19 protein-coding genes, 1 tRNA gene, 1 pseudogene and 1 riboswitch are annotated in these 22,827 nt (G+C 64.3%); of the genes and pseudogenes, 17 read left to right on the forward strand and 4 right to left on the reverse strand.

Annotated features, from left to right (window positions below):
- Positions 1–18: 18 nt before the first annotated feature.
- Positions 19–783: an IS6-like element IS6100 family transposase gene (locus K426_RS20200; protein WP_001389365.1), complete on the forward strand. Its 765-nt coding sequence runs from the start codon at positions 19–21 to the stop codon at positions 781–783.
- A 56-nt stretch (positions 784–839) separates the two neighbouring features.
- Positions 840–1,094, forward strand: a pseudogene (locus K426_RS20205) (aminotransferase); the annotation flags it as partial.
- Here K426_RS20205 and K426_RS20210 read toward each other — a convergent pair.
- The 3 genes from K426_RS20210 to K426_RS20220 all read right to left on the reverse strand — a co-directional run bounded on the left by K426_RS20210 (position 1,049) and on the right by K426_RS20220 (position 3,325).
- Positions 1,049–1,558, reverse strand: coding sequence for a hypothetical protein (locus K426_RS20210; protein ID WP_066560792.1), 510 nt, complete (start codon positions 1,556–1,558; stop codon positions 1,049–1,051). The pseudogene K426_RS20205 and the gene K426_RS20210 overlap by 46 nt on opposite strands.
- 86 nt (positions 1,559–1,644) lie before the next feature.
- Positions 1,645–2,439, reverse strand: coding sequence for an SDR family NAD(P)-dependent oxidoreductase (locus tag K426_RS20215; RefSeq protein WP_066560793.1), 795 nt, complete (start codon positions 2,437–2,439; stop codon positions 1,645–1,647).
- Between the two features lie 55 nt (positions 2,440–2,494).
- Positions 2,495–3,325, reverse strand: coding sequence for an alpha/beta fold hydrolase (locus K426_RS20220; protein ID WP_066562069.1), 831 nt, complete (start codon positions 3,323–3,325; stop codon positions 2,495–2,497).
- Positions 3,326–3,452: 127 nt separating this feature from the next.
- Here K426_RS20220 and K426_RS20225 point away from each other — a divergent pair, with 127 nt between their 5' ends.
- The 11 genes from K426_RS20225 to gltB all read left to right on the forward strand — a co-directional run bounded on the left by K426_RS20225 (position 3,453) and on the right by gltB (position 18,366).
- A complete protein-coding gene (locus tag K426_RS20225; protein ID WP_145907527.1) occupies positions 3,453–4,457 on the forward strand; it encodes a GlxA family transcriptional regulator in 1,005 nt (334 codons plus the stop codon).
- A gap of 62 nt (positions 4,458–4,519) precedes the next feature.
- Positions 4,520–5,953 carry a DNA recombination protein RmuC gene (gene rmuC / locus K426_RS20230; protein ID WP_066560798.1) on the forward strand — a complete coding sequence of 478 codons (1,434 nt, stop codon included), beginning with the start codon at positions 4,520–4,522 and terminating at the stop codon, positions 5,951–5,953.
- A gap of 269 nt (positions 5,954–6,222) precedes the next feature.
- Positions 6,223–6,900 (forward strand): nicotinate-nucleotide adenylyltransferase, encoded by a 678-nt coding sequence (locus tag K426_RS20235; protein WP_257721803.1) that lies wholly within the window; start codon positions 6,223–6,225, stop codon positions 6,898–6,900.
- Positions 6,901–6,912: 12 nt separating this feature from the next.
- Entirely contained in the window at positions 6,913–7,302 is a 390-nt protein-coding gene (gene rsfS / locus K426_RS20240; protein ID WP_037462830.1) for a ribosome silencing factor, read from the forward strand.
- A 43-nt stretch (positions 7,303–7,345) separates the two neighbouring features.
- Positions 7,346–7,768, forward strand: coding sequence for a 23S rRNA (pseudouridine(1915)-N(3))-methyltransferase RlmH (locus K426_RS20245; RefSeq protein WP_066560804.1), 423 nt, complete (start codon positions 7,346–7,348; stop codon positions 7,766–7,768).
- 76 nt (positions 7,769–7,844) lie between these two features.
- Positions 7,845–9,080 (forward strand): murein hydrolase activator EnvC family protein, encoded by a 1,236-nt coding sequence (locus tag K426_RS20250; RefSeq protein ID WP_066560812.1) that lies wholly within the window; start codon positions 7,845–7,847, stop codon positions 9,078–9,080.
- A gap of 274 nt (positions 9,081–9,354) precedes the next feature.
- A riboswitch (yybP-ykoY riboswitch) is annotated at positions 9,355–9,548 on the forward strand.
- Between the two features lie 19 nt (positions 9,549–9,567).
- Positions 9,568–10,146 carry a TMEM165/GDT1 family protein gene (locus K426_RS20255; protein ID WP_066560813.1) on the forward strand — a complete coding sequence of 193 codons (579 nt, stop codon included), beginning with the start codon at positions 9,568–9,570 and terminating at the stop codon, positions 10,144–10,146.
- Positions 10,147–10,216: 70 nt separating this feature from the next.
- On the forward strand, positions 10,217–11,155 hold the full coding sequence (locus K426_RS20260) for a complex I NDUFA9 subunit family protein (RefSeq protein ID WP_066560815.1): 939 nt from the start codon (positions 10,217–10,219) through the stop codon (positions 11,153–11,155).
- Between the two features lie 154 nt (positions 11,156–11,309).
- On the forward strand, positions 11,310–12,119 hold the full coding sequence (locus tag K426_RS20265; protein ID WP_066560818.1) for an undecaprenyl-diphosphate phosphatase: 810 nt from the start codon (positions 11,310–11,312) through the stop codon (positions 12,117–12,119).
- Between the two features lie 165 nt (positions 12,120–12,284).
- Positions 12,285–13,736 (forward strand): NAD(P)-dependent oxidoreductase, encoded by a 1,452-nt coding sequence (locus K426_RS20270; RefSeq protein WP_066560821.1) that lies wholly within the window; start codon positions 12,285–12,287, stop codon positions 13,734–13,736.
- Positions 13,737–13,827: 91 nt separating this feature from the next.
- Positions 13,828–18,366: a glutamate synthase large subunit gene (gene gltB / locus K426_RS20275; RefSeq protein WP_066560824.1), complete on the forward strand. Its 4,539-nt coding sequence runs from the start codon at positions 13,828–13,830 to the stop codon at positions 18,364–18,366.
- 9 nt (positions 18,367–18,375) lie between these two features.
- Here gltB and K426_RS20280 read toward each other — a convergent pair whose 3' ends face one another.
- The gene (locus K426_RS20280) at positions 18,376–18,846 is read right to left on the reverse strand and encodes a hypothetical protein (RefSeq protein WP_066562071.1); all 471 of its coding nucleotides are present in this window, start codon (positions 18,844–18,846) and stop codon (positions 18,376–18,378) included.
- A gap of 147 nt (positions 18,847–18,993) precedes the next feature.
- Here K426_RS20280 and K426_RS20285 point away from each other — a divergent pair.
- The 4 genes from K426_RS20285 (at position 18,994) to K426_RS20305 (ending at position 22,688) form a co-directional block, all read left to right on the forward strand.
- Positions 18,994–19,080, forward strand: a tRNA-Leu gene (locus K426_RS20285).
- Positions 19,081–19,416: 336 nt separating this feature from the next.
- Entirely contained in the window at positions 19,417–20,202 is a 786-nt protein-coding gene (gene lptB, locus K426_RS20295; RefSeq protein WP_013847841.1) for an LPS export ABC transporter ATP-binding protein, read from the forward strand.
- Between the two features lie 48 nt (positions 20,203–20,250).
- Positions 20,251–21,768 (forward strand): RNA polymerase factor sigma-54, encoded by a 1,518-nt coding sequence (rpoN, locus tag K426_RS20300; RefSeq protein WP_066560829.1) that lies wholly within the window; start codon positions 20,251–20,253, stop codon positions 21,766–21,768.
- A 68-nt stretch (positions 21,769–21,836) separates the two neighbouring features.
- The gene (locus tag K426_RS20305; RefSeq protein ID WP_066562073.1) at positions 21,837–22,688 is read left to right on the forward strand and encodes a D-amino-acid transaminase; all 852 of its coding nucleotides are present in this window, start codon (positions 21,837–21,839) and stop codon (positions 22,686–22,688) included.
- Positions 22,689–22,827: the final 139 nt, after the last annotated feature.

Consider the following 22,827-nt stretch of genomic DNA (forward strand, 5'->3'; position numbering starts at 1 on the left):
GATTGGACGGACGGAACGATGACGGATTTCAAGTGGCGCCATTTCCAGGGTGATGTGATCCTGTGGGCGGTGCGCTGGTATTGTCGCTATCCGATCAGCTATCGCGACCTTGAGGAAATGCTGGCGGAACGCGGCATTTCGGTCGACCATACGACGATCTATCGCTGGGTCCAGTGCTACGCCCCGGAGATGGAGAAGCGGCTGCGCTGGTTCTGGCGGCGTGGCTTTGATCCGAGCTGGCGCCTGGATGAAACCTACGTCAAGGTGCGGGGCAAGTGGACCTACCTGTACCGGGCAGTCGACAAGCGGGGCGACACGATCGATTTCTACCTGTCGCCGACCCGCAGCGCCAAGGCAGCGAAGCGGTTCCTGGGCAAGGCCCTGCGAGGCCTGAAGCACTGGGAAAAGCCTGCCACGCTCAATACCGACAAAGCGCCGAGCTATGGTGCAGCGATCACCGAATTGAAGCGCGAAGGAAAGCTGGACCGGGAGACGGCCCACCGGCAGGTGAAGTATCTCAATAACGTGATCGAGGCCGATCACGGAAAGCTCAAGATACTGATCAAGCCGGTGCGCGGTTTCAAATCGATCCCCACGGCCTATGCCACGATCAAGGGATTCGAAGTCATGCGAGCCCTGCGCAAAGGACAGGCTCGCCCCTGGTGCCTGCAGCCCGGCATCAGGGGCGAGGTGCGCCTTGTGGAGAGAGCTTTTGGCATTGGGCCCTCGGCGCTGACGGAGGCCATGGGCATGCTCAACCACCATTTCGCAGCAGCCGCCTGATCGGCGCAGAGCGACAGCCTACCTCTGACTGCCGCCAATCTTTGCAACAGAGCCGGGCGGGCTATGCCGTCAATTCCAGCGCCGCCACCTGGTTCGTGACCATAGACCTGCCCGCTTCGGGCATCGCCATGGACGACGTCACCTTCTGCGAGCGGATCATCGATGAAGCCGGCGTCGCGGCGATCCCGATTTCCGCCTTCTACCCCGCCGATCCGGTGACGCACCTCGTCCGCCTCTGCTTTTCCAAGGCGGACGAGGTTCTGGATCAGGCGGTGGCGCGATTGGCGGCGTTCCGCTCGTCCTTGGCCTGAGCGCGCCGCAGGAGCGCTGCGCCGAGGACCAGCATCGCGATCAGCAGCAGGCTCTGCGCGGCGAGCATGACGCTGGGCGTCAGGGCATCCAGCACCGCCACCTTCTGGAATACCTGCGCCACCAGCACGAACAGGTTAAGCCACAGCGCCACGGTCGCGCTGATCGCATAGGCCGCCCGTGCCCAGCTTGCGCGATCAAGGGCGAAGAGCGCGACGAAGGCCACCACCAGATCGACGGTCGAGATCGCCCCCACCCCGATCGCGGGCGTGAAGCCGTGGAAGGGGAAAAGGAAGCCGGTGAGGCTGGTGAGCAGCGTCGTCACCAGAAACACCGCCTGCGTGCGCGGCACCCACCAGCCTCGCGCCATGGCCGGGAGAGCGACGAGGCCGCTCACGATGCCGATCAGGCTGATGCCGACATGCAGCGCGATGAACTGCGGCAGGGGGATGAGATCGAGGATCATGACATGCCTCCTTTTTAAAACTGCCGCTCTCCTCCCCGTCATTCCCGCTTTTGGGGGGAATGACGGGCAGGAGAGGTGACGACATATTACTCCACTGCTTGCGTAATCCCATAGCGGGGCGCCGCATGGGCGAGCGACAGATTGGGCCGCAACGCCGCCCGGGCGGCCAGATAGGCGTCGAGTTGCGCATTGTCGGGCAGGGCGGGAATGGTGATCGGCTCGCCCATGTCGAAACCGGCGAGCGCGGCATCCACCATCTCGCCCGCTTCCATCACCATGGACGGCGGAAAGTTGGCGAGTTGCTCGTCGCTCCAGATCGCGGTCCGCGTGATTCCGGGCAGCACCGCCTGCACGCGCACGCCCTTGGACCCCAATTGCGCCTGGAGGGCTTCGGTGAAGGCCAGCACGAACGCCTTGGTCGCGGGATAGACGGCACTGAAGCTCTCCGGCATCAGCGCCGTGACCGAGGTGATGTTGATGATCGCCCCCGCTCCCTTTTTCGCGAGGCGCGGCGCGATGGCGGAGGAGAGCCGCGTCACCGCCAGCACGTTGAGGTCGATCATGCCGGTCAGATGGGCGGGATCGGTGTCGACGAAGCTGCTCTCGCCCGCGATCCCGGCATTGTTGACGAGGCCGGTGATGCTGTCGTCATCGCGCAGCCGGGCTTCGATCCGGGCGAGGTCTTCTGGGTCAGCGAGATCGGCCGCCAGCACCTCGACATGCACGCCGGTTTGGGCGTGCAGTTGGTTGGCGAGATCGGCAAGCTTGTCCACGCGCCGGGCGACGAGGATCAGATTGGCGCCGCGCCGGGCGATCCGGTCGGCATAGATCGCGCCGATCCCGTCCGAGGCGCCGGTGATGAGGAATGTTTCCTGAGCCATGGTCGTTTCCTTGCAGTAAGCACAGCGTCGGGGGCGCGAAGTCCCCCTTCGCGGTTCAGCCGTTGATGAAATCCAGCAGGTCGGCGTTGAACCGATCCTGATGCGTCTGCGTCAGTCCATGATCCGCCCCTTCATACACCTTCAGCACAGCATGGGACACGATCTTGACGGTGGAGAGGGCCGAAGCGCCGATCGGCACGATCTGGTCGTCGCCGCCGTGCAGAACGAGCGTCGGCACATCGACCTTCTTCAGATCGGCGGTGAAGTCGCTTTCCGAAAAGGCGCGGATGCTGTCGAGCTGGCCCTTCAAGCCGCCCGCCATGCCCTGCCGCCAGAATTCTTCGCGAAGGCCTTCGGAGATCGCCGCGCCTTTCCGGTTATAGCCGTAAAAGGGGATGGTGAGATCCTTGAAGAACTGGCTGCGATTGTCGAACGTGCCTTTGCGGATACCGTCGAACACCTCGATCGGCAGGCCGCCGGGATTGGCTTCGGTCTTCAGCATCAGCGGCGGGACAGCGCCGATCAGCGCCAGCTTTGCGGCGCGGCTGGTGCCATGGCGGCCGACATAGCGGGTGACTTCGCCGCCGCCGGTCGAATGGCCGACCAATATGACGTCATGCAGGTCCAGCGTCTCGATCAGATCGGCCAGATCGTCAGCATAGCCATCCATATTGTTATTGTCCCACACCTGGTCCGAACGACCATGGCTGCGGCGGTCATGGGCGATGGCACGAAAGCCCTGATTGGCGAAGAAGACGAGCTGCGCGTCCCAGGCATCGGCGCTCAGCGGCCAGCCATGGGAGAAGATGATCGGCTGTCCGTCGCGCGGTCCCCAATCCTTATAGAAGATGCGGGTGCCGTCCTTGGCGGTGATGAAATGGCTCATGATGACTTCCCTTCCGATGAAGGGCGCTTCCGACGCCCTGTGCTTGCGGAAATAGGAGAAGCGGCTCATGGTCAGAATTGGCGGACCCGACATTAAACGGGCCGATTCCGACATGAGGGCGTCGATGATGGCTGACACGATGCTTCCCAGGGCGGAGGTCGGGATACTGCTTTATCCCGGTTGCCAGATGGCGATGGTCCATGGCGTGACCGACCTGCTGACGATCGCCGGGCATTTTTCGGCCGAGCATGGCGGCCCGGTCTTGCGGGTCAGCCATTGGGAACGGGACGAGGAGCACGGCTTCACGCGCAGCTATGACACGCATGAGGCCGAAGCCTTGGGCGGCACGCCCGAGATCCTGCTGATCCCGGGGCGCCTCACCGGCCCGCCGGATGCGGAGGAATCGGCACCCTATGCGCGCTGGCTGCTCGACCGCCATGCGCAGGGGGCGACGCTCGCGTCCAATTGCGGCGGCGCCTTCATGCTGGCCGCCACGGGGTTGCTGAATGGGCGGCCGGCGACGACGCACTGGCTGTTCGCGGACCGCTTTCGCGAACGCTTTCCCAAAGTGCGGCTCGACAGCGACCGGATGGTGATCGACGATGGCGACATCATCACGGCGGGCGGGCTGATGGCCTGGACCGATCTGGGCCTGCGGCTGGTCGACCGGCTGCTGGGGCCGACGGTGATGCTGGATACGGGAAAATTCCTGCTGGTCGATCCGGCAGGCCGCGAGCAGCGCCATTATGCCCGCTTCGTGCCGCGCCTCACCCATGGCGACGAGCCGATATTGAAGGTCCAGCACTGGTTGCAGGCGCGGGAGGCCAAAGTGGTCAGCGTCGGGGAAATGGCCGGGCAAGTGGGCATGGAAGAACGCACCTTCCAGCGCCGTTTCAAGGCCGCGACCGGCATGACCCCGATCGAATATGCCCAGCATCTGCGGATCGCCAAGGCACGCGAGCTTCTGGAATTCACCCGGCGCACGGTCGACCAGATCGCCTGGAGCGTCGGCTATGAGGACGCCGCCGCCTTCCGCAAGCTGTTCCACCGGTTGGTCGGCCTGTCGCCCGGTGATTATCGCCAGCGCTTCGCGGTGCCCCATGCGCAGGCTGTCAGCGCTAGGGCGGCATGAGGAGGCTTGCGGCAATGACGTCACGTCGCTAGGTTCACCTTTCGTTCCATAAAGGGGTATATATGGACAGCCTGGCCGTCATTCTTGTTGTTGTAGCCCTGGTCGCCGGGCTGGGGATCGGCTGGCTGTTGCGGGGCAAGTCCGTGACGCCACTTGTGGCGGAAAAGGCCGATCTGGCGGGCAAGCTCGACATGGCGGCGACCCAGCGCAACGCGGCGCTTCAGGAACTGGTGGTGGCGCAGGAGCGCGCGGCGCAGGCGGCGGATCTGGCGCAAAGGCTGGATGCGGAGCGATCGGCGCGGGAACTGGTGGCGCGGGAGCTGGCGGCGCTGCAATCCGACACACAAGCGCGGGCGGAAGCGTTCGAGGCGCAGATCGCTGCGCTCAAGGACGCCAAGGAGCAGCTTTCGGCCCAGTTCAGCGAGATTGGCGGCAAGCTGCTGCACCAGGCGCAGAGCCATTTCCTCGAACGCGCCGACCAGCGCATGGCGCAGGCACATGAGAAGAGCGAGGCGCAGCTCAAGCAGTTGCTGCATCCAGTCAATGAGACGATCCAGCGCTACGACCAGAAGATCACCCAGATCGAGCAGCAGCGTACCGAGGCCTATGGCATATTGCGCGGCGAGATCGAATCGATGAAGACCGGGCAGGAGGCGGTGCGCGCCGAAGCACAGCGTCTGGTCGATTCGCTGCGCCATGCCCCCAAGGCGCGCGGGCGGTGGGGCGAGCAGCAGTTGCGCAACGTCCTCGAAACCTGCGGCCTTTCCGAATATGTCGATTTCCATACCGAGGTCAGCGTGGAGGGCGAGGATGGCCGCCTGCGCCCCGACGCGATCCTGCGGGTGCCGGGCGGGCGGGCGCTGGTGATTGACGCCAAGGTGTCATTGAACGCCTATCAGGACGCCTATGGGGCGGAGGGCGACGAGGAGAAGAAGCGTTTCCTGTCCGCCCATGCCGCCGCGATGCGCGCCCATGTCGAGACGCTGGGGCGGAAAAGCTATGCCGACCAGTTCGAGGACGCGCCCGACTATGTGATCATGTTCGTGCCGGGCGAACATTTCCTCTCCGCGGCGCTGGAGCATGATCCGCAGCTTTGGGACCATGCCTTCGGCAAACGCGTGCTGCTGGCCACGCCGACCAACCTCATTGCCATCGCCCGAACCGTGGCGGCGGTCTGGCGTCAGGAGAAGATGGCGGACGAGGCCAAGCGAATCGGCATGCTCGGTAAGGAACTTTATGAACGACTGGCGGCGGCGGCGGGCTCGCTCAAGAAGCTTGGCAACCGGCTCACTGGGGCGGTGGCGGATTATAACAGCTTCGTGGGAAGCTTCGAAGGCCGCGTGCTAGTGACGGGACGCAAGCTGCGCGACCTCAATATCGAAACCGGTGGCAAGGAACTGGAAGAACTGGAGCCGGTGGAGGCGCTGGTCCGGGAGCCGGTGTCGGCGGAAGCCGTGCGGGCGTTGCCGGAGGCTCTGCCGAATGCGGCGGAATAGGACAGACAGGCTCGATCAAATATTAGGAAGCTAATTATACTTCCGGTCCATTCCATCTCCCAGCGTTGCATCAAGCGGTTAGGTCAGGAGATGGATCCCCGCCTTCGCGGGGATGACGAACTTCGAAAATGTCCGGAAAGACCAAAACCCGCCTTCCATTTCGCTAATCCGGCGAGAACCATAGATGAATGGCACGCAACCCAGCCTCCCAAAGCCCGGCCTTTGTCGAGACTACGACAATCAGCTTAGCTCGCTAAACATCTATCCACTTGCGCAGGAGATTTGCTCCGAACTCCGCCAACTGGCATGGGCGAATCATGAAACGCATCGGCCTTCTCGGCGGCTCCTTCAATCCAGCGCATGGCGGGCATCGGGCCATTTCCCTGTTCGCGATGGACGCGCTGAAGCTCGATGAAGTCTGGTGGCTGGTGTCTCCCGGAAATCCGCTGAAGCCCAAATCCGGAATGGCGCCCCTCCCCGCACGCCTCGCCCACGCGCAAAAAGTTGCGCGGCGCAACCCTATCCGCCCCACAGCGATCGAAGCGCAGCTTCGCACTCGCTATACCGTCGACACACTGAAATCGCTTCAGAGCCGCTATCCCCGGCACCGCTTTATTTGGCTGATGGGCGCCGACAATCTTGCCCAGTTCGGCCAATGGAAGGACTGGCGCGGCATAGCCCGGATTATGCCCATTGCCGTAATCGCCCGGCCCGGCTATGATGAGGTCGCCCGTGGTTCATCGGCCATGAGCTGGCTGCGGCGCTTCGTCCGGCCCGCACGCCAGAGTGCAGCATGGACGGATTGGAGACCGCCGGCGCTTGTGCTTCTGCGCTTTCGCCCTGATCCAAGATCGGCGACCCTGCTGCGGCAGGCAGACCCCCTCTGGCATCGCGAATATGAACAGAAACGCGTGCGCGACCCGCTCACGCGCCGGTTGATTGTCTAGAATGGAGCCCGTTTGACCAGACCGCATCCCGCCAACGACACGGCCCAGAGCGCCGACAGCGTTGCCGCCCTGCATGACCTTGTCCTCAAGTCGCTTGACGACGACCAGGCGCAGGAAACCATTTCCATCCCCCTCGAAGGCAAGAGCAGCATCGCTGATCATATGGTGATCGCGAGCGGGCGCTCGTCGCGTCAGGTCGCGTCGATGGCGCAGAAGCTGGCCGAGCGGATCAAGCAGGCCACCGGGCGGTCCGCCCGCGTCGAAGGTCTGCCTGTGGCCGACTGGGTGCTGATCGATGCCGGCGACGTGATCGTCCACCTGTTCAGGCCGGAGGTGCGCAGCTTCTACAATCTGGAGCGGATGTGGGGTTTTGTCGACGCGCCGGTGGCGGGAACGGCCTGATCCACCCTTCGACAAGCGCGCGTTGAGCCATTAGGGGGAGGACATGCTCCTCCATATCATCGCGCGCGGAAAGATCGGGCGCTCGCCCGAGGCGGAATTGGTCGACCGCTATGCCAAGCGGCTGACCATGCCGTTCAAGATCACCGAACTGCCGGATCGGGGCGGCAAGCTGCCTCCCGCCCCGCCGGCTTGCGTGACGGTGATGCTGGACGAGAAGGGCCGCCAGCTTAACTCCATGGATTTCGCCAAGCGGATCGAAGGCTGGCGCGATTCCGGAAAGCGGGAATGCCGCTTCCTGATCGGCGCGGCGGATGGCTTCGACGATGCGGAACGCGACAATGCCGACCTGCTGATCGCTTTCGGCGCTATGACCTGGCCCCATATGATGGCCCGCGCCATGCTGGCCGAGCAATTGTGGCGCGCCTGCTCGATCCTGGCCGGGCATCCATACCACAGGGAAGGATAGAGGCGCTTTCCTTCTATCGGAACAGGGCTTAGTTAGGCCCAGTCGGTCCCGAACCCGGAACCGGCAGGGGGCAAAGGTGAAACGGACGGCGATCATCGCGGCATTGCTCGCTGGGGCGGCGGCCCTCGCGTCCTCGCGCCTGCCCGCCGCCGATGGCCAAGCCATCATCATGCCTGGCACCGGCGGCACCAGCCTTGGCGAAGGACAATCCGCCCTCAAGACCGCGCGCCGCCAGTCGGATGAGGCCCGCGACCGCTCCGAACGGCTCGAACGGCAAGCCGCAATGGCCCGCGACGAAGCCGACCAGGCCCGCCGCCGCGCCGCCGCCATGGCCGCCCGCATCCAGCAGGCAGAAGCCGACATCCAGGCCGCCCAGGCCCGCATCGCCATCATCGCCCGGCTTCAGCGCGCCCAGGCCGCCCGCCTCGCCGCGAAACAAGAGCCCGTCGTCCGGCTGACCGCCGCCTTGCAAATGATGGCGCAACGACCGCTGGCTCTCGCCCTGGTCCAGCCCGGATCGATCAGCGACGCCATCCATATGCGCGCCGTGCTGGGCCAGGTACTGCCCGTCATCCGCGAACGCACCGCCGGGTTGCGCGCAGAACTGGACCGCAGCCATGCCCTGCGCGCAACGGCAGAACAGGCAGCGGATTCGCTCGCGCAGAGCCAGCAGGATCTGAAGCAGCGCCAAGCCGCGCTCCAGACGCTGGAAGCGCAAAAGCGGCTCGCCGCGCAGGATTACCGGGCCAATGCCGATCTGGAAAGCGATCGCGCCCTGGCGCTGGGCGAGCGCGCGCGCGATATCGTCGACCTGATGGACAAGCTGGAGGAAGCGGGCGACCTGCGCGACCGATTGGCGGCCTTGCCCGGCCCCTTGCCGCGCCCCGCCCGGCCCGACCAGGCCCGCGCCCCCGCGCCCCAACGCCCACGCGGCCTTGGCGCGGCGCCGCCCTATCGCCTGCCAGTCGTCGGACAGTTGGTGACGGGCATGGGCGAGGTGTCCGAAAGCGGCGTCCGCTCGCGGGGGCTTACCATCGCCACCCGGCCGGAGGCTCTGGCGGTGGCGCCGACCGCGGGGCGCATCGTCTTTGCCGGGCCGTATCGCGGCTATGGGCAGATCGTGATCATCGACCATGGGGGCGGCTGGACGACGCTGATCACCGGCCTGCTGCGCCTCAACGCGGCGGTGGGGGACAGCGTGCGGCAAGGCGATCCGATCGGCAATGCGGGACCGGGGCGGCCGAGCATCACCGTCGAATTGCGGCGCAACGGGCGGCCGGTCGACATCGTGCCGCTGGTAGGTTTGGGCTGATGATGGGCGAGTTCGGATTTAGGTGGAGGGTGGACATTGATGTTCGCCTTGGTTGAACCGTGCTCCTGCGAAGGCAGGAGCCCAGTCTTGCCCTCTGTGGATTATCGGACCGTCTGAACTGGGCTCCTGCTTTCGCAGGAGCGCGGCGCGCTTAACGGCAGCAAATGGCCATCTGCAGTCCTCATTCCATCCATCAAAGGAACGGAGGATAGCCGCAAGCCGTCATTGGGGCCGCGCGTGCGGCTTGCCTTCTTGCCTGATCTATCCTAGATGCCCGTGCGTCATCTGGGGAGTAGCCAGCCGTTCCGCATAAGGAGCGGGCCGTTCGTCAACATATTTGGCCGAGAGGTCATGGCGGGCGGGACGCGAGGGATGCAAATCTTTCGCATCGGGCGAGACCAATGGCATCGCCTTCCCCATCCGGCCGGGTGGGGGGAGGTGGTGACATTGTGTCCTTCATCCTTCGCCCGGCCCGGACAAATCCCCTATGGAAGCAATTTTCACCTCCACCACTCTCGTCGCGCTCGCGGAAATGGGCGACAAGACGCAATTGCTGGCGATGTTGCTCGCCACCCGGTTCCGCAAGCCGGTGCCGATCATCCTGGGCATCCTCTTCGCGACGCTCGCCAACCATTTCCTCGCTGCGCTGGTCGGCCATTCCATCGCCGGCGTGCTGACCCAGCCCTGGTTCCGCTATGCCGTCGCGGCGAGTTTCATCGGCATGGCCGCCTGGACGCTGATCCCCGACAAGTTCGACGAGGACGAGCCGCTGAAGGCCCCTTCCGGGGCAGGCGTGTTCATGACCACGCTTATCGCCTTCTTCCTGGTCGAGATGGGCGACAAGACGCAGGTGGCGACCGTGATGCTGGGCGCGCGGTTCGACAATATCTTTGCCGTCACCGCCGGAACGACTCTGGGCATGATGATCGCCAATGTGCCTGCCGTGCTGTTCGGGGACGTGCTGGCGAAAAAGGTGCCGATGCGCGCGCTTCAGATCGGCGCCGCTCTGCTGTTCCTGGGCCTTGGCCTGTGGATGATTGCTGATTTGCAGGGCTGGATCGGGTAAACCCCGGTAAACCAGTTGTCAGCGGGCAGCGGCTGTTGCAAGGGGATGCGCACCCCTATCAAAAACAGGCATGGGACGCGTGATGAAGGACAGTCTGGTTACGGTGTTCGGCGGCGGCGGCTTTCTGGGCCGACAGGTCGCACAGGCGCTGATGGCGCGCGGCGCGCGGGTGCGCGTGGCGCAGCGCGATCTGGCAACCGCCCTGCGCGTCAAGCCGCTGGGCGGCCTGGGCCAGACCCAGTTCGTCGCGGCGGACATCCGCAAGCCCGAAAGCGTCGCCCGCGCCATCGCCGGCAGCGATATCGTCATCAATCTGGTCGGCGTTCTCTCCGGCGATTTCGAAGGATCGCATCACGACGGCGCGGCCCATGTCGCCAAGGCGGCGGCGGATGCGGGCGTCAAGGCGCTGGTGCATATCTCCGCGATCGGCGCTGACGCGCAAAGCCCGTCCGCCTATGGCCGGTCGAAGGCCGCGGGCGAAGCGGCGGTCAAGGCCGCCTTCCCCAACGCCACCATCATCCGCCCGTCGATCATCTTCGGACCGGAGGACCAGTTCCTCAACCGCTTTGCAGAGATCATCCGCCTTGCCCCGGTCGTGCCGGTGATCGGCGCGAACACCAAATTCCAGCCCGTCTATGTCGCGGACGTAGCGCAGGCCATCGCCAATGCCGCCGAAAAGCCGGGCGCCCATGGCGGCAAGACCTATGATTTGGGCGGGCCGCAGACCTATTCGATGCTGGAACTCAACGCCTGGATCGCCAAGGCCATCGGCCGGAAGCGCAGCCTGTGCGCGGTTCCCGCTTCGCTCGCCTCGCTGCTGGCGATGCTGCCGGGCGGGCCGATCACACGGGACCAATTGGCGATGCTGGGCAAGGACAATGTCGTCGCAGAGGATGCGAACGGGTTGGCCGATCTGGGCGTCGCGGCCACGCCGATGCCGGCCGTCGCGGAAAAATGGCTGGTCCGCTATCGCAAGCATGGTCGCTTTGCCGGGCGGGTTCAGGCCTGATCGGGCAAAGCCGATCAGCCGGACCGACATCGGACCGCGACAGGCCGCCTTGCGCGCGCCTTTCGCTTTTGCACAATAGATATCACGCCTTCGCGTCCTCTCCCGTCTGGGGGAGGGCTTCTTCCCGTTCGCCCTACAAGGATCCGATCCACCCATGGACCTGCATTATCTGACAGTCATCCTGCTTGGCATTGTCGAGGGGCTGACCGAGTTTCTGCCTGTTTCCTCGACCGGCCATCTGATCCTGGCGAGTGAGTTGCTGGGTTATGATTCGTCCACTTGGGCGATGTTCAATGTCATCATCCAATTGGGCGCGATCCTGGCGGTGGTGGTGCTTTACTGGCGGACTTTCTGGGCGGTCGGCATGGGGCTGTTGCGCAACGATCCGACGAGCTGGCGCTTCCTTCGCAATCTGCTGGTCGCGTTCATCCCGGCGGCGGTGATCGGCCTTGCCCTGCACAAATATATCGAGCAACTGCTGGGCGCGCCGAAGGTCGTCGCCTGGGCGCTGATCGTCGGCGGCATCGCGATCCTGGCGATCGAGCGGATGGTGAAGGAAAACCGCTTCCACGGTATAGCCGACATCCCTTTCGTCCGGGTGATCGGCATCGGCCTGATCCAGTGCCTTGCCATGATCCCGGGCATCAGCCGGTCGGGCGCGACGATCATGGGCGCGCTGACGCTGGGGGTCGAGCGGCGCACGGCGGCGGAGTTCAGCTTCTTCCTCGCCATTCCGACCATGTTGGGCGCGACCACGCTGGAACTGCTGAAAAATGGCGACAAGCTGACCTCCGCCACGGTCGGATGGGACAGCATTGCCTTGGGCTTTATCGTATCCTTCATCGTCGCGGTGCTGGTGATCAAATGGTTCGTGGGCCTGGTGTCGCGGCACGGCTTCACCCCCTTCGCCTGGTATCGAATCATTGCGGGAATCACTGCATTGGTGTGGCTCTCCCTACGATAAGGCCGAATCGGACCTAATACGCGCAAGATTATTTCGCCATTTCTTCGCTTCTGCGGAAAACGAGTATAAATTAGGACATATAAGCTGACATAAATTGCAGAATCCACGTGACTCTGCGGGTTTTTCTGCTATGGGCACCCTGCAAATTCATTCTAGGGACTCACCATGGCTGACAATCCAATGCTGAAATTCGTGGGAACGGGCCAAGCCTATCCCGAGAAGCGTTCGGCCGACGATCGCGCCGACGACTTCCTCGAAATCAGTCGCAGCTTCATCTTGGACAAGGCGGAAGAACAGGCGTCGCGCTGCTCGCAATGCGGCGTGCCCTATTGCTCGACCCATTGCCCGCTGCACAACCATATCCCCGACTGGCTGCGCCTGACAGCCGAGGGGCGGTTGCGCGAGGCCTATGAGCTGTCGAACCTGACCAGCACCATGCCGGAAATCTGCGGCCGCATCTGCCCGCAGGATCGCCTGTGCGAAGGCAATTGCGTCATTGAATTTTCGGGCCACGGTTCCGTCACCATCGGCTCGGTGGAAAAGTTCATCACCGACACCGCCTGGAAGGAAGGCTGGGTCGAACCGCTGGCGCCAGGCGCAGCGACCGGCCAGTCGGTCGGCGTCATCGGCGCGGGTCCGGCGGGGCTGACCACAGCGGAATATCTGCGGGTCGCGGGCTATGAAGTGCATGTCTACGACCGTCATGATCGCGCAGGCGGCCTGCTGACCTATGGCATCCCCGGCTTCAAGCTGGAGAAGGACGTCGTCATGCGCCGCATCCAGCGCCTCAAGGACGGCGGCATCACCTTCCATGAAAGCTTCGAGGTCGGCCGCGACGCTACGATGGAGGAACTGCGCAGCCGCCACGATGCGGTGCTGATCGCCACCGGCGTCTACAAGCCCCGCGACATCAAGGCGCCGGGCGTCGGCGCGCCGGGCGTGGTCAAGGCGCTCGACTTCCTGATCGCCTCCAACAAGGCCGGTTTCGGTGACGCCGTGCCGGAGCATGAGGATGGCTCGCTGCACGCCAATGGCAAGAAGGTCGTCGTCATCGGCGGCGGCGACACGGCGATGGACTGTGTCCGCACCGCCGTCCGTCAGGGCGCGACTTCGGTCAAGTGCCTCTACCGCCGCGACCGCGACAATATGCCCGGCTCGCAGCGCGAAGTCGCCAATGCCGAGGAAGAGGGCGTGGAGTTCGTCTGGCTCTCCGCCCCCATCGCCTTCGAAGGCACGGAGCATGTCACCGGCGTCAAGGTCACCAAGATGCGCCTCGGCCAGCCCGACGCATCGGGCCGCCGCGCGCCGGAAGCCGATCCGGGCACGGAGCACACGCTGGAGGCCGATCTCGTGATCAAGGCGCTGGGCTATGATCCGGAAGAACTGCCCAAGCTGTTCGGCGCGGAGGATCTGTCGGTCACCCGCTGGGGCACGCTGCGCGTCGATCACAAAACGATGATGACCAGCATGGACGGCGTGTTCGCCGCTGGCGACATCGTGCGCGGCGCTTCGCTGGTGGTCTGGGCGATCCGCGACGGCCGCGACGTGACCGAGCATATGCACCGCTATCTCAAGGCAAAGGCCAAGGCCTCTGCCGGGGAAAGGCAAGCCGCTTAAGCCATTTCAGCCCGTTCGGTTCGAGCTTGTCGAGAACGTGGCGTGAGATTTGAGACAGGCTCGAACCGACGGATTTGACGAGGAGGCATTCATGGCCAACACCCCCTATATGGCGAGCCCCGAAGAGCGTGCGCGCCTTGCCGCTGAGGGCATGTATCATCCCGAGATGGAAGGCGATGCCTGCGGCGTCGGCCTGGTCGCCGCGACGGATGGCCGCCCGAGCCGCCGTGTGGTCGCCAGCGCGATCGACGCGCTGAAGGCGGTATGGCACCGTGGCGCGGTCGATGCCGACGGCAAGACCGGCGACGGCGCGGGCATCCATGTCGACCTGCCGGTGCGCTTCTTCGACGATGCGATCGCGGATTCGGGCCACAAGCCGCTGCCCAACCGGCTCGCCGTCGGCATGATCTTCCTGCCGCGCACCGACCTGTCGGCGCAGGAAACCTGTCGCACCATCGTCGAGGCCGAGATCATCGACGCGGGCTACACCATCTATGGCTGGCGCCAGGTGCCCGTCGACGTCTCCGTCATCGGGGAGAAGGCGCAGCGCACCCGTCCCGAGATCGAACAGATCATGATCGCCGGGCCGATGCCGGAGGAGCGCGATCAGGCCGAGTTCGAAAAAGACCTCTACCTCATCCGCCGCCGGATCGAGAAGCAGGTCATCGCCGCGCAGATCCAGGACTTCTACGTCTGCTCGCTGTCGTGCCGCTCGATCATCTACAAGGGCCTGTTCCTCGCGGAATCGCTGTCGGTCTTCTATCCCGACCTTCAGGACGAGCGGTTCGAGAGCCGCGTTGCGATCTTCCACCAGCGCTATTCGACCAACACCTTCCCGCAATGGTGGCTGGCCCAGCCCTTCCGCACGCTCGCGCATAATGGCGAGATCAACACGATCCGCGGCAACAAGAACTGGATGAAGAGCCACGAGATCAAAATGGCTTCGCTCGCCTTCGGTGAGCAGTCGGAGGACATCAAGCCCGTGATCCCGGCGGGCGCGTCCGATACCGCCGCGCTTGACGCCGTGTTCGAGGCGATCTGCCGTTCGGGCCGCGATGCGCCGACCGCCAAGCTGATGTTGGTGCCCGAAGCCTATCAGTCGGCCAGCCCCGAACTGCCGCAGTCCCATTCGGACATGTACGAATATCTCGCCTCCGTGATGGAGCCGTGGGACGGTCCCGCCGCGCTGGCGATGACCGACGGCCGCTGGGTCGTGGCGGGCGTCGACCGCAACGCGCTGCGCCCGCTGCGCTATACGCTGACCGGCGACAATCTGCTGATCGTGGGTTCGGAAACCGGCATGGTCGTGGTGCCCGAAACCACCATCGTGCGGAAGGGCCGCATGGGTCCGGGCCAGATGATCGCCGTCGACCTGCAGGAAGGCGTGATCTTCGATGACAAGGAGATCAAGGACCAGATCGCGGGGGAGCGCCCCTATGGCGAGCTGATCAAGGACTTCATGACGGTCAACGATCTGGCCGACGCGCCGAGCGCGCTGCGTAGCTGGGACAAGGCCGAACTGACCCGCCGTCAGGTCGCCGCCAACATGACGCTGGAGGATATGGAGCTGATCCTCGCCCCGATGGTCGAGGATGCGAAGGAAGCCGTCGGCTCGATGGGCGACGACACGCCGCTCGCGGTCATTTCCGACAAGCCGCGCACGGTCAGCCATTTCTTCCGCCAGAATTTCAGCCAGGTCACCAACCCGCCGATCGATCCGCTGCGGGAGCGGTATGTCATGAGCCTGAAGACGCGCTTCTCCAACCTGCACAACATATTGGAGCATGACGCGCAGAACAGCCATGTGCTGGTGCTGGATTCGCCGGTGCTGACCTCGTCCGAATGGGCGAAGCTCCAAGGGCATTTCGGCCCGGCCGTGGCCGAGATCGACTGCACCTTCCCGGCCGAAGGTAACCAGGAGCAGCTCCGCGCCGCCATCGCCCGCATCCGGGAGGAAGCGGAACAGGCCGTGCGCGAGGGCCGCACCGAAATCTTCCTGACCGACGAGCATCTTAATTCTGATAAGATCGCCATTGCCGGGGTGCTGGCGGCGGCGGCTGTGCATACCCATCTCGTCCGCAAGGGGCTGCGCAGCTACGCGTCGATCAACGTGCGCTGTGCCGAAGCGCTCGACACCCATTATTTCGCGGTGCTGATCGGCGTCGGCGCGACCACGGTGAACGCCTATCTGGCCGAGGCCAGCATTGCCGACCGCCATGCACGCGGGCTGTTCGGTGACCTGTCGCTCGACCAGTGCTTCGAACGCTATCGCATCGCCATCAACGAAGGCCTGCTGAAGATCATGTCCAAAATGGGCATCGCGGTCATCAGCTCCTATCGCGGCGGCTATAATTTCGAAGCCGTTGGTCTGTCCCGCGCGCTGGTCAACGATCTCTTCCCCGGCATGCCCGCGAAGATTTCCGGCGAAGGCTATGCTTCGCTTCACTATAGCGCGAAGCTGCGGCACGACACCGCCTATGATAGCGCCGTAGTGCGTCTGCCGGTCGGCGGCTTCTACCGTCAGCGCAATGGTGGCGAGACCCACGCCTATTCGGCGCAACTCATGCACCTGTTGCAGACCTCGGTCGCGACCGACAGCTATTCGACCTATCTGCAATTCTCACGGGGCGTGCGCGATTTGCCGCCGGTCTATCTGCGCGACCTGCTGGAGTTCAACTTCGCCCGCGAAGCCGTGCCGATCGACGAGGTCGAGGCGACCACCGAGATCCGCAAGCGCTTCGTGACGCCGGGCATGTCGCTTGGCGCGCTGTCGCCCGAAGCGCATGAGACGCTGGCCATCGCGATGAACCGCATCGGCGCCAAGGCCGTGTCGGGCGAAGGCGGCGAGGATGCGAACCGCTTCAAGCCCTATGAGAATGGCGACAATGCGAACTCGGTGATCAAGCAGATCGCGTCGGGCCGCTTCGGCGTCCATGCCGAATATCTGGGGTCGGCCGAGGAAATCGAGATCAAGGTCGCGCAGGGCGCCAAGCCCGGCGAGGGTGGCCAGCTCCCCGGTTTCAAGGTGACCGAGTTCATCGCCAAGCTGCGCCATGCGACGCCCGGCGTGACGCTGATCTCGCCGCCGCCGCACCATGACATCTACTCGATCGAGGATCTGGCGCAGCTCATCTACGACTGCAAGATGATCAATCCTCGCGCTCGCGTTTGCGTGAAGCTGGTCAGCCAGGCGGGCATCGGCACCGTGGCTGCGGGCGTGGCTAAGGCCCATGCCGACGTCATCCTGGTCGCGGGCCATGTCGGCGGCACCGGCGCATCACCCCAGACCTCCGTCAAATATGCGGGCACGCCGTGGGAAATGGGCCTGTCGGAAGCCAATCAGGTGCTGACCCTCAACGGTCTGCGTCACCGCGTGAAGCTGCGCACCGACGGCGGCCTCAAGACTGGCCGCGACATCGTGATCGCGGCGATTCTGGGCGCCGAAGAGTTCGGCATCGGCACGCTGTCGCTGGTGGCGATGGGCTGCATCATGGTGCGTCAGTGCCACAGCAACACCTGCCCGGTCGGCGTCTGCGTGCAGGATGAACGCCTGCGCGAGAAGTTCACCGGCACGCCGGAGAAGGTCATCAACCTCATGACCTTCATCGCGGAAGAGGTTCGCGAGATTCTCGCCCGTCTGGGCTATCGCAGCCTGGACGAAGTGATCGGCCGCACCGAACTGCTCAAGCAGGTCAACCGCGGCGCCGAGCATCTGGACGATCTCGACCTGAACCCGATCCTCGCCAAGGTGGACGCACCCGACGATCAGCGCCGTTTCTCGCTGACCGAATGGCGCAATGCCGTTCCCGACAGCCTTGACGCGCAGATGATGCGCGACGCCAAGGCGGTGTTCGAGCGGGGCGAGAAGATGCAGCTCACCTACACGGTGCGCAACACGCATCGCGCCGTGGGCACCCGCCTGTCGGCCGCCGTGACCGAGAAGTTCGGCATGTCTAGCCTGGCGGACGGTCATCTGACCGTGCGTCTGCGCGGCTCGGCTGGCCAGTCGCTGGGCGCCTTCCTCTGCAAGGGCATCAAGCTGGAGATCTTTGGCGACGCCAACGACTATGTCGGCAAGGGTCTGTCGGGCGGCATCATCACGGTGCGCACGACCGTCTCCAGCCCCTTGAGCAGCAAGGACAACACGATCATCGGCAACACCGTGCTCTACGGCGCGACCAGCGGCAAGCTGTTCGCGGCGGGACAGGCCGGGGAACGCTTCGCCGTCCGCAATTCGGGCGCGCAGGTGGTGGTCGAGGGCTGCGGCGCCAATGGCTGCGAATATATGACCGGCGGCACGGCGGTGATCCTGGGCAAGACCGGCGCCAATTTCGGCGCGGGCATGACCGGCGGCATGGCCTTCATCCTGGACGAGGATGGTAGCTTCCCTACGCGCGCCAACCCGGAAAGCATCGTCTGGCAGCGACTGGAAAGCGCCCATTGGGAAGCGGAGCTGAAGGCTCTGATCGCCCAGCATGCGGTGGCGACCGACAGCAAATGGTCGAACACCATCCTGGACGACTGGGACCGCTGGCGCCGTTATTTCTGGCAGATTTGCCCGAAGGAAATGGTGAACCGCCTCGCTCATCCGCTGAGCGACGCTCCGGCGGAAGTGGTCGCCGCCGAATAAGCGGCCGGTTCAGTAGGAAAAAGCAGCGTCCGCCGGGCTATCCTCGGCGGGCGGTTTGCTATTGGGAGCCTGGGCGATCTTCACGGGTTGCAGACTGCCTTCGCTTTCCCCAGCAACGAATCTTTCGATCGATGCAGGCAGGGTTCGCGCTGGCGGAGGCGGCTCGACATCATCGGCCTCGCTCACAACATCCTGCGCGGCGTAATCGCGCACCACGGGATCGTTCATCCCGTCCCAGCCCGCCATGTCCGCAGCCATTTGCCGGTCGGCCAAGGTGGGACCGCAACCCTTGCAATGAATGACCGCAGGGCCGGTCAGCTTTACCGGATCATAGGCGGCATCCTCCGGCAGGACCGCCTCCGGCAACGGCGTTTCGGTTGCGGTCTTGGGCGGTGTCGTGGCGTAAAGGCCAAGCCCATATCCTCCGGTCAGGGCAACCCCTGCACTCACACATGAAAACAACCAGAAGCGCGCGGACATGATCGTCTCCTCCTCCATTCTCGCCCGCTCCCGACTTTCTCTCTCCAAAATAACGCAGATGCAGATAGGTTGTTGCATGGCCCGAAAGCCTTTGCTAAGGGCCGCCTCCTACCAAGGCACCGGCCCCGCCGGTTTCCCTGTTGATGTGCGGTCGTGGCGGAATTGGTAGACGCGCAACGTTGAGGTCGTTGTGGCCGAAAGGCCGTGGAAGTTCGAGTCTTCTCGACCGCACCATTTTTCCTGAAAATCCAATAAGTCCTGTCATCACGCAATCCATGACGCAGCAATGCGTGCGTCGGCAGCAAATTGTTGACTTGTTGGAAAATGTTACTGATATGTTCTCGCCGTTTTGGAACGGAGTGAGATCATCGAAAGGCGGGCGGCTCTTCGCGCCATCGTCATTGAAAGCGGCCCTGTCAGTCCCAATCTTGCCGCGGGTCATGGCCTTCGTGCCGACAAAAACCATTTTCCCCCTTGCCCCGGCGGCGATCCCATGCACAAAGCTTGCCAATTGCCGCGCGGGTCATGGATTTATCCCGCGATCAACCATGCGGCAGCAAGGATAGTGTGATGGACGACGTCATGATGCAGGACCGGACAGCCCCGGCATCGCCCCTTCCCCCGCAGGAAGTGGGTGAAGGCCTGTCCGTCATCTCCATCGCCAAAAGCTATGACAAGCGCGTCGTGCTGGCCGACGTTTCGCTGACCGTCGGCAAGGGCGAGGTGGTGGGCCTGCTCGGCCCCAATGGCGCGGGCAAGACGACCTGCTTCTATTCGGTGATGGGGCTGGTGCGGCCGGACCATGGCCGCATCGTGCTGGACGGGCAGGACATCACCGGCCTGCCGATGTACCGGCGCTCCATATTGGGGCTGGGCTATCTGCCGCAGGAAACCTCGATCTTCCGTGGCCTCACCGTCGCGCAGAATATCGGCGCGGTGCTGGAACTGGCGGAACCGGACAAGGCGGCGCGGCAGGCGCGGCTGGAACAGTTGCTGGAGGAATTCGGCCTGACCCGGCTGCGCGATTCATCGGCCATGGCACTGTCGGGCGGCGAGCGGCGACGCTGCGAGATCGCCCGCGCCCTGGCGGCCAATCCGTCGATCGTGTTGCTGGACGAGCCTTTCGCGGGCATCGATCCACTGTCCATCGCGGATATTCGCGGTCTGGTGAAGCAGTTGAAGACCCGCGGCATCGGCGTGCTCATCACCGACCATAATGTCCGCGAGACGCTGGAGATCGTCGACCGCGCCTGCATCATCTACGACGGCAAGATGCTGTTCGCGGGCAGCCCGACCGAACTGGTGGCCAACGCAGATGTGCGGCGGCTCTATCTGGGCGAGAATTTCTCGCTCTGACATGACCGACAAGCGGCCCCTTCCACACAGCGGCAAGGGGAAGGGCTGATGGCGCTCGCCCCCCGTCTCGACCTGCGGCAGAGCCAATCGCTGGTGATGACGCCGCAGCTTCAGCAGGCGATCAAGCTGCTGGCGCTGTCCAATCTGGAAATCGAGGCGTTCGTTTCGGGCGAATTGGAGAAGAACCCGCTGCTGGAGGCCGGAGCGCCCGGCGATGATTTCGCGCCGCCCGCCGACGGCGTGGACCGGCCGGCGGAACAGCATGACCTGTCCGCGGAGACTGGCGATGCCGACCAGTTGATCGGTCAGGGACTGGGCGTCGCGGATTCGCCGCTGGATGTCGATTATGGCGCGGAAACCTTCATCGACGATGGGCCGGGCGACCGGGTAGCGAGCGCGGCTATCGGCTCCAGCGGCCTGGACATGCTGTCCGGCGGCAGCGGCGAAGCGCCCGATTTCGACAGTTTCGCCAATCCGGAACAGGGTCTTCAGGAACATCTGATGGATCAGGCCCGCAGTGCCCTGTCGGGCATGGACCTGACCATAGCGACCCAGTTGATCGGACAGATTGACGAGGCGGGCTATCTGGAGGCCAATCTACTGGAAACCGCCCATGGCATGGGGGTGCCGCTCTACCAGATCGAACATGTGCTGGCGGTGATCCAGAGCTTCGATCCCACGGGCGTCGGGGCACGATCGCTGGCGGAATGTCTGGCTTTGCAGGCCAAGGAGGCGGATCGCCATGATCCCTGCATGGCGAAGCTGCTCGCCAATCTCGATCTGCTCGCCAGGGGCGCGCTGCCGCAGCTGCGCCGGATCTGCGGCGTGGATGAGGAGGATATGGCGGACATGATCCGCGAACTGCGCGGCTATGATCCCAAGCCCGGCCTGCGCTTTTCCACGGAAAGCGCCGCGCCGGTGACGCCCGACCTGTTCGTGCGGCAGACCCGCGAGGGCTGGTCGATCGAGGTCAACAGCACCACCCTGCCCCGCGTCCTCATCAACCGGAGCTATTATGTCGAGCTGGCTTCCGGACCGCAGGACAGGACATCGAAAGCCTGGCTGGCCGATTGCCTCGCCAGCGCCAACTGGCTGGTGAAGGCGCTGGACCAGCGGCAGAAGACCATCATCAAGGTCGCGAGCGAGATCGTCCGTCAACAGGAAGATTTCTTCCGCAAGGGCGTGGAGCATCTGAAACCGCTGACGCTCAAAGCCGTGGCCGATGCGATCCAGATGCATGAATCAACCGTCAGCCGGGTGACGTCGAACAAATATCTGTCCTGCCCGCGTGGGCTTTACGAACTCAAATATTTCTTCACCAGCGGCGTTTCGGCGGCCAGTGGCGACGGCGCGGTGTCGGCCGAAGCGGTCAAGAGCCATATCAAGGCGCTGATCGCGGCGGAAACGGCCGACGCCATATTGTCCGACGACACGCTGGTCGACCTGCTGCGGGCCAAGGGCATGGATATCGCCCGCCGCACCGTCGCCAAATATCGCGAGGCCATGGGAATCGGATCCTCCGTGCAGCGGCGGCGGCAGAAGGCTTTGCGCGGGCAAGCGGCCTGACGAAACCTATGCTTGACCAGGATGCGCCGCCAAGCCAGATCGGCCGCCCCATATCAAGGAACGCCATCATGTCCGTCGCCTATCTGAACGGCCGTTTCGTGCCGCTGGAGCAAGCCCAGGTCTCCGTGCTGGATCGCGGTTTCCTGTTCGCGGACGGCATCTATGAAGTCGCGGCGGTGATCGACGGCAGGCTGGTCGACAGCGCGTCCCATCTCGCTCGGCTGGAGCGATCTACCGGCGCGATCGGCATCGCCCTGCCACTCTCCCTCGCGGAGATCGAGGCGGCGCAGAAGGAGCTCGTCGCCCGCAATGCGCTCACCGAAGGGTTGGTCTATCTCCAGATCACGCGGGGGGCCGACGCGACCCGCGATTTCCTGCCCTCGCCCGATATCCAGCCGACGCTGGTGATGTTCACCCAAGCCAAGCCTTTTCTCGACGTGCCCGCCGTGCGCAACGGCATAGCGGTCGTTACGATGCCCGACCTGCGCTGGGCGCGGCGCGACATCAAGAGCGTCGGCCTGCTGGCCCAGGCCATGGCCAAGCACGCCGCCGCCGAAGCGGGCGCGCAGGAGGCCTGGATGGTCGAGGATGGCTTCGTGACCGAAGGCGCCTCCTCCACCGCCTTCATCGTCACGCAGGAAGGCATCGTCACCCGGCCCTATAGCCAGGCGGTGCTGGCGGGCTGCACCGGCGCGGCGCTGACCGCGCTGGCGGAAGAAAGCGGCATCGCCATCATCCGCCGCCCCTTCACCGTTGCCGAGGCGTTGGCGGCAAGGGAAGCCTTCATCACCAGCGCCTCGACCCTCTGCCAATCGGTGGTGCGGATCGACGGCCAGCCCATCGGGGACAGCACGCCCGGCCCGGTGGCGATGCGATTGCGCGCACTCTATATCGACTTTGCCCGGCGCACCGCCGTTTGAGCAAAACAACGCGCAAAAGCTGATCCATTTCGGATGGAAAAAGATGCCGCCGTCATTTCCGCCATTTCGGCGGGGATCAAGGCTCCATTTTGGCAGTCCGTTATGGCGTTGCCGGAAAAGACCCGTTTACAGGGCGCTC

Source organism: Sphingobium sp. TKS, assembly GCF_001563265.1.
Taxonomy (GTDB): Bacteria; Pseudomonadota; Alphaproteobacteria; order Sphingomonadales; family Sphingomonadaceae; genus Sphingobium.

Excerpts from the sequence above, each read along its gene's own strand:
- rmuC (WP_066560798.1), top strand. The coding sequence starts at position 4,520 with ATGGACAGCCTGGCCGTCATTCTTGTTGTTGTAGCCCTGGTCGCCGGG.
- K426_RS20280 (WP_066562071.1), bottom strand. The coding sequence starts at position 18,846 with ATGTCCGCGCGCTTCTGGTTGTTTTCATGTGTGAGTGCAGGGGTTGCC.
- K426_RS20305 (WP_066562073.1), top strand. The coding sequence starts at position 21,837 with ATGTCCGTCGCCTATCTGAACGGCCGTTTCGTGCCGCTGGAGCAAGCC.
- K426_RS20225 (WP_145907527.1), top strand. The coding sequence starts at position 3,453 with ATGGCTGACACGATGCTTCCCAGGGCGGAGGTCGGGATACTGCTTTAT.
- lptB (WP_013847841.1), top strand. The coding sequence starts at position 19,417 with ATGGACGACGTCATGATGCAGGACCGGACAGCCCCGGCATCGCCCCTT.
- rpoN (WP_066560829.1), top strand. The coding sequence starts at position 20,251 with ATGGCGCTCGCCCCCCGTCTCGACCTGCGGCAGAGCCAATCGCTGGTG.
- K426_RS20260 (WP_066560815.1), top strand. The coding sequence starts at position 10,217 with ATGGGACGCGTGATGAAGGACAGTCTGGTTACGGTGTTCGGCGGCGGC.
- gltB (WP_066560824.1), top strand. The coding sequence starts at position 13,828 with ATGGCCAACACCCCCTATATGGCGAGCCCCGAAGAGCGTGCGCGCCTT.
- K426_RS20270 (WP_066560821.1), top strand. The coding sequence starts at position 12,285 with ATGGCTGACAATCCAATGCTGAAATTCGTGGGAACGGGCCAAGCCTAT.
- K426_RS20215 (WP_066560793.1), bottom strand. The coding sequence starts at position 2,439 with ATGGCTCAGGAAACATTCCTCATCACCGGCGCCTCGGACGGGATCGGC.
- K426_RS20245 (WP_066560804.1), top strand. The coding sequence starts at position 7,346 with ATGCTCCTCCATATCATCGCGCGCGGAAAGATCGGGCGCTCGCCCGAG.
- K426_RS20265 (WP_066560818.1), top strand. The coding sequence starts at position 11,310 with ATGGACCTGCATTATCTGACAGTCATCCTGCTTGGCATTGTCGAGGGG.
- K426_RS20255 (WP_066560813.1), top strand. The coding sequence starts at position 9,568 with ATGGAAGCAATTTTCACCTCCACCACTCTCGTCGCGCTCGCGGAAATG.
- K426_RS20200 (WP_001389365.1), top strand. The coding sequence starts at position 19 with ATGACGGATTTCAAGTGGCGCCATTTCCAGGGTGATGTGATCCTGTGG.
- K426_RS20220 (WP_066562069.1), bottom strand. The coding sequence starts at position 3,325 with ATGAGCCATTTCATCACCGCCAAGGACGGCACCCGCATCTTCTATAAG.
- K426_RS20210 (WP_066560792.1), bottom strand. The coding sequence starts at position 1,558 with ATGATCCTCGATCTCATCCCCCTGCCGCAGTTCATCGCGCTGCATGTC.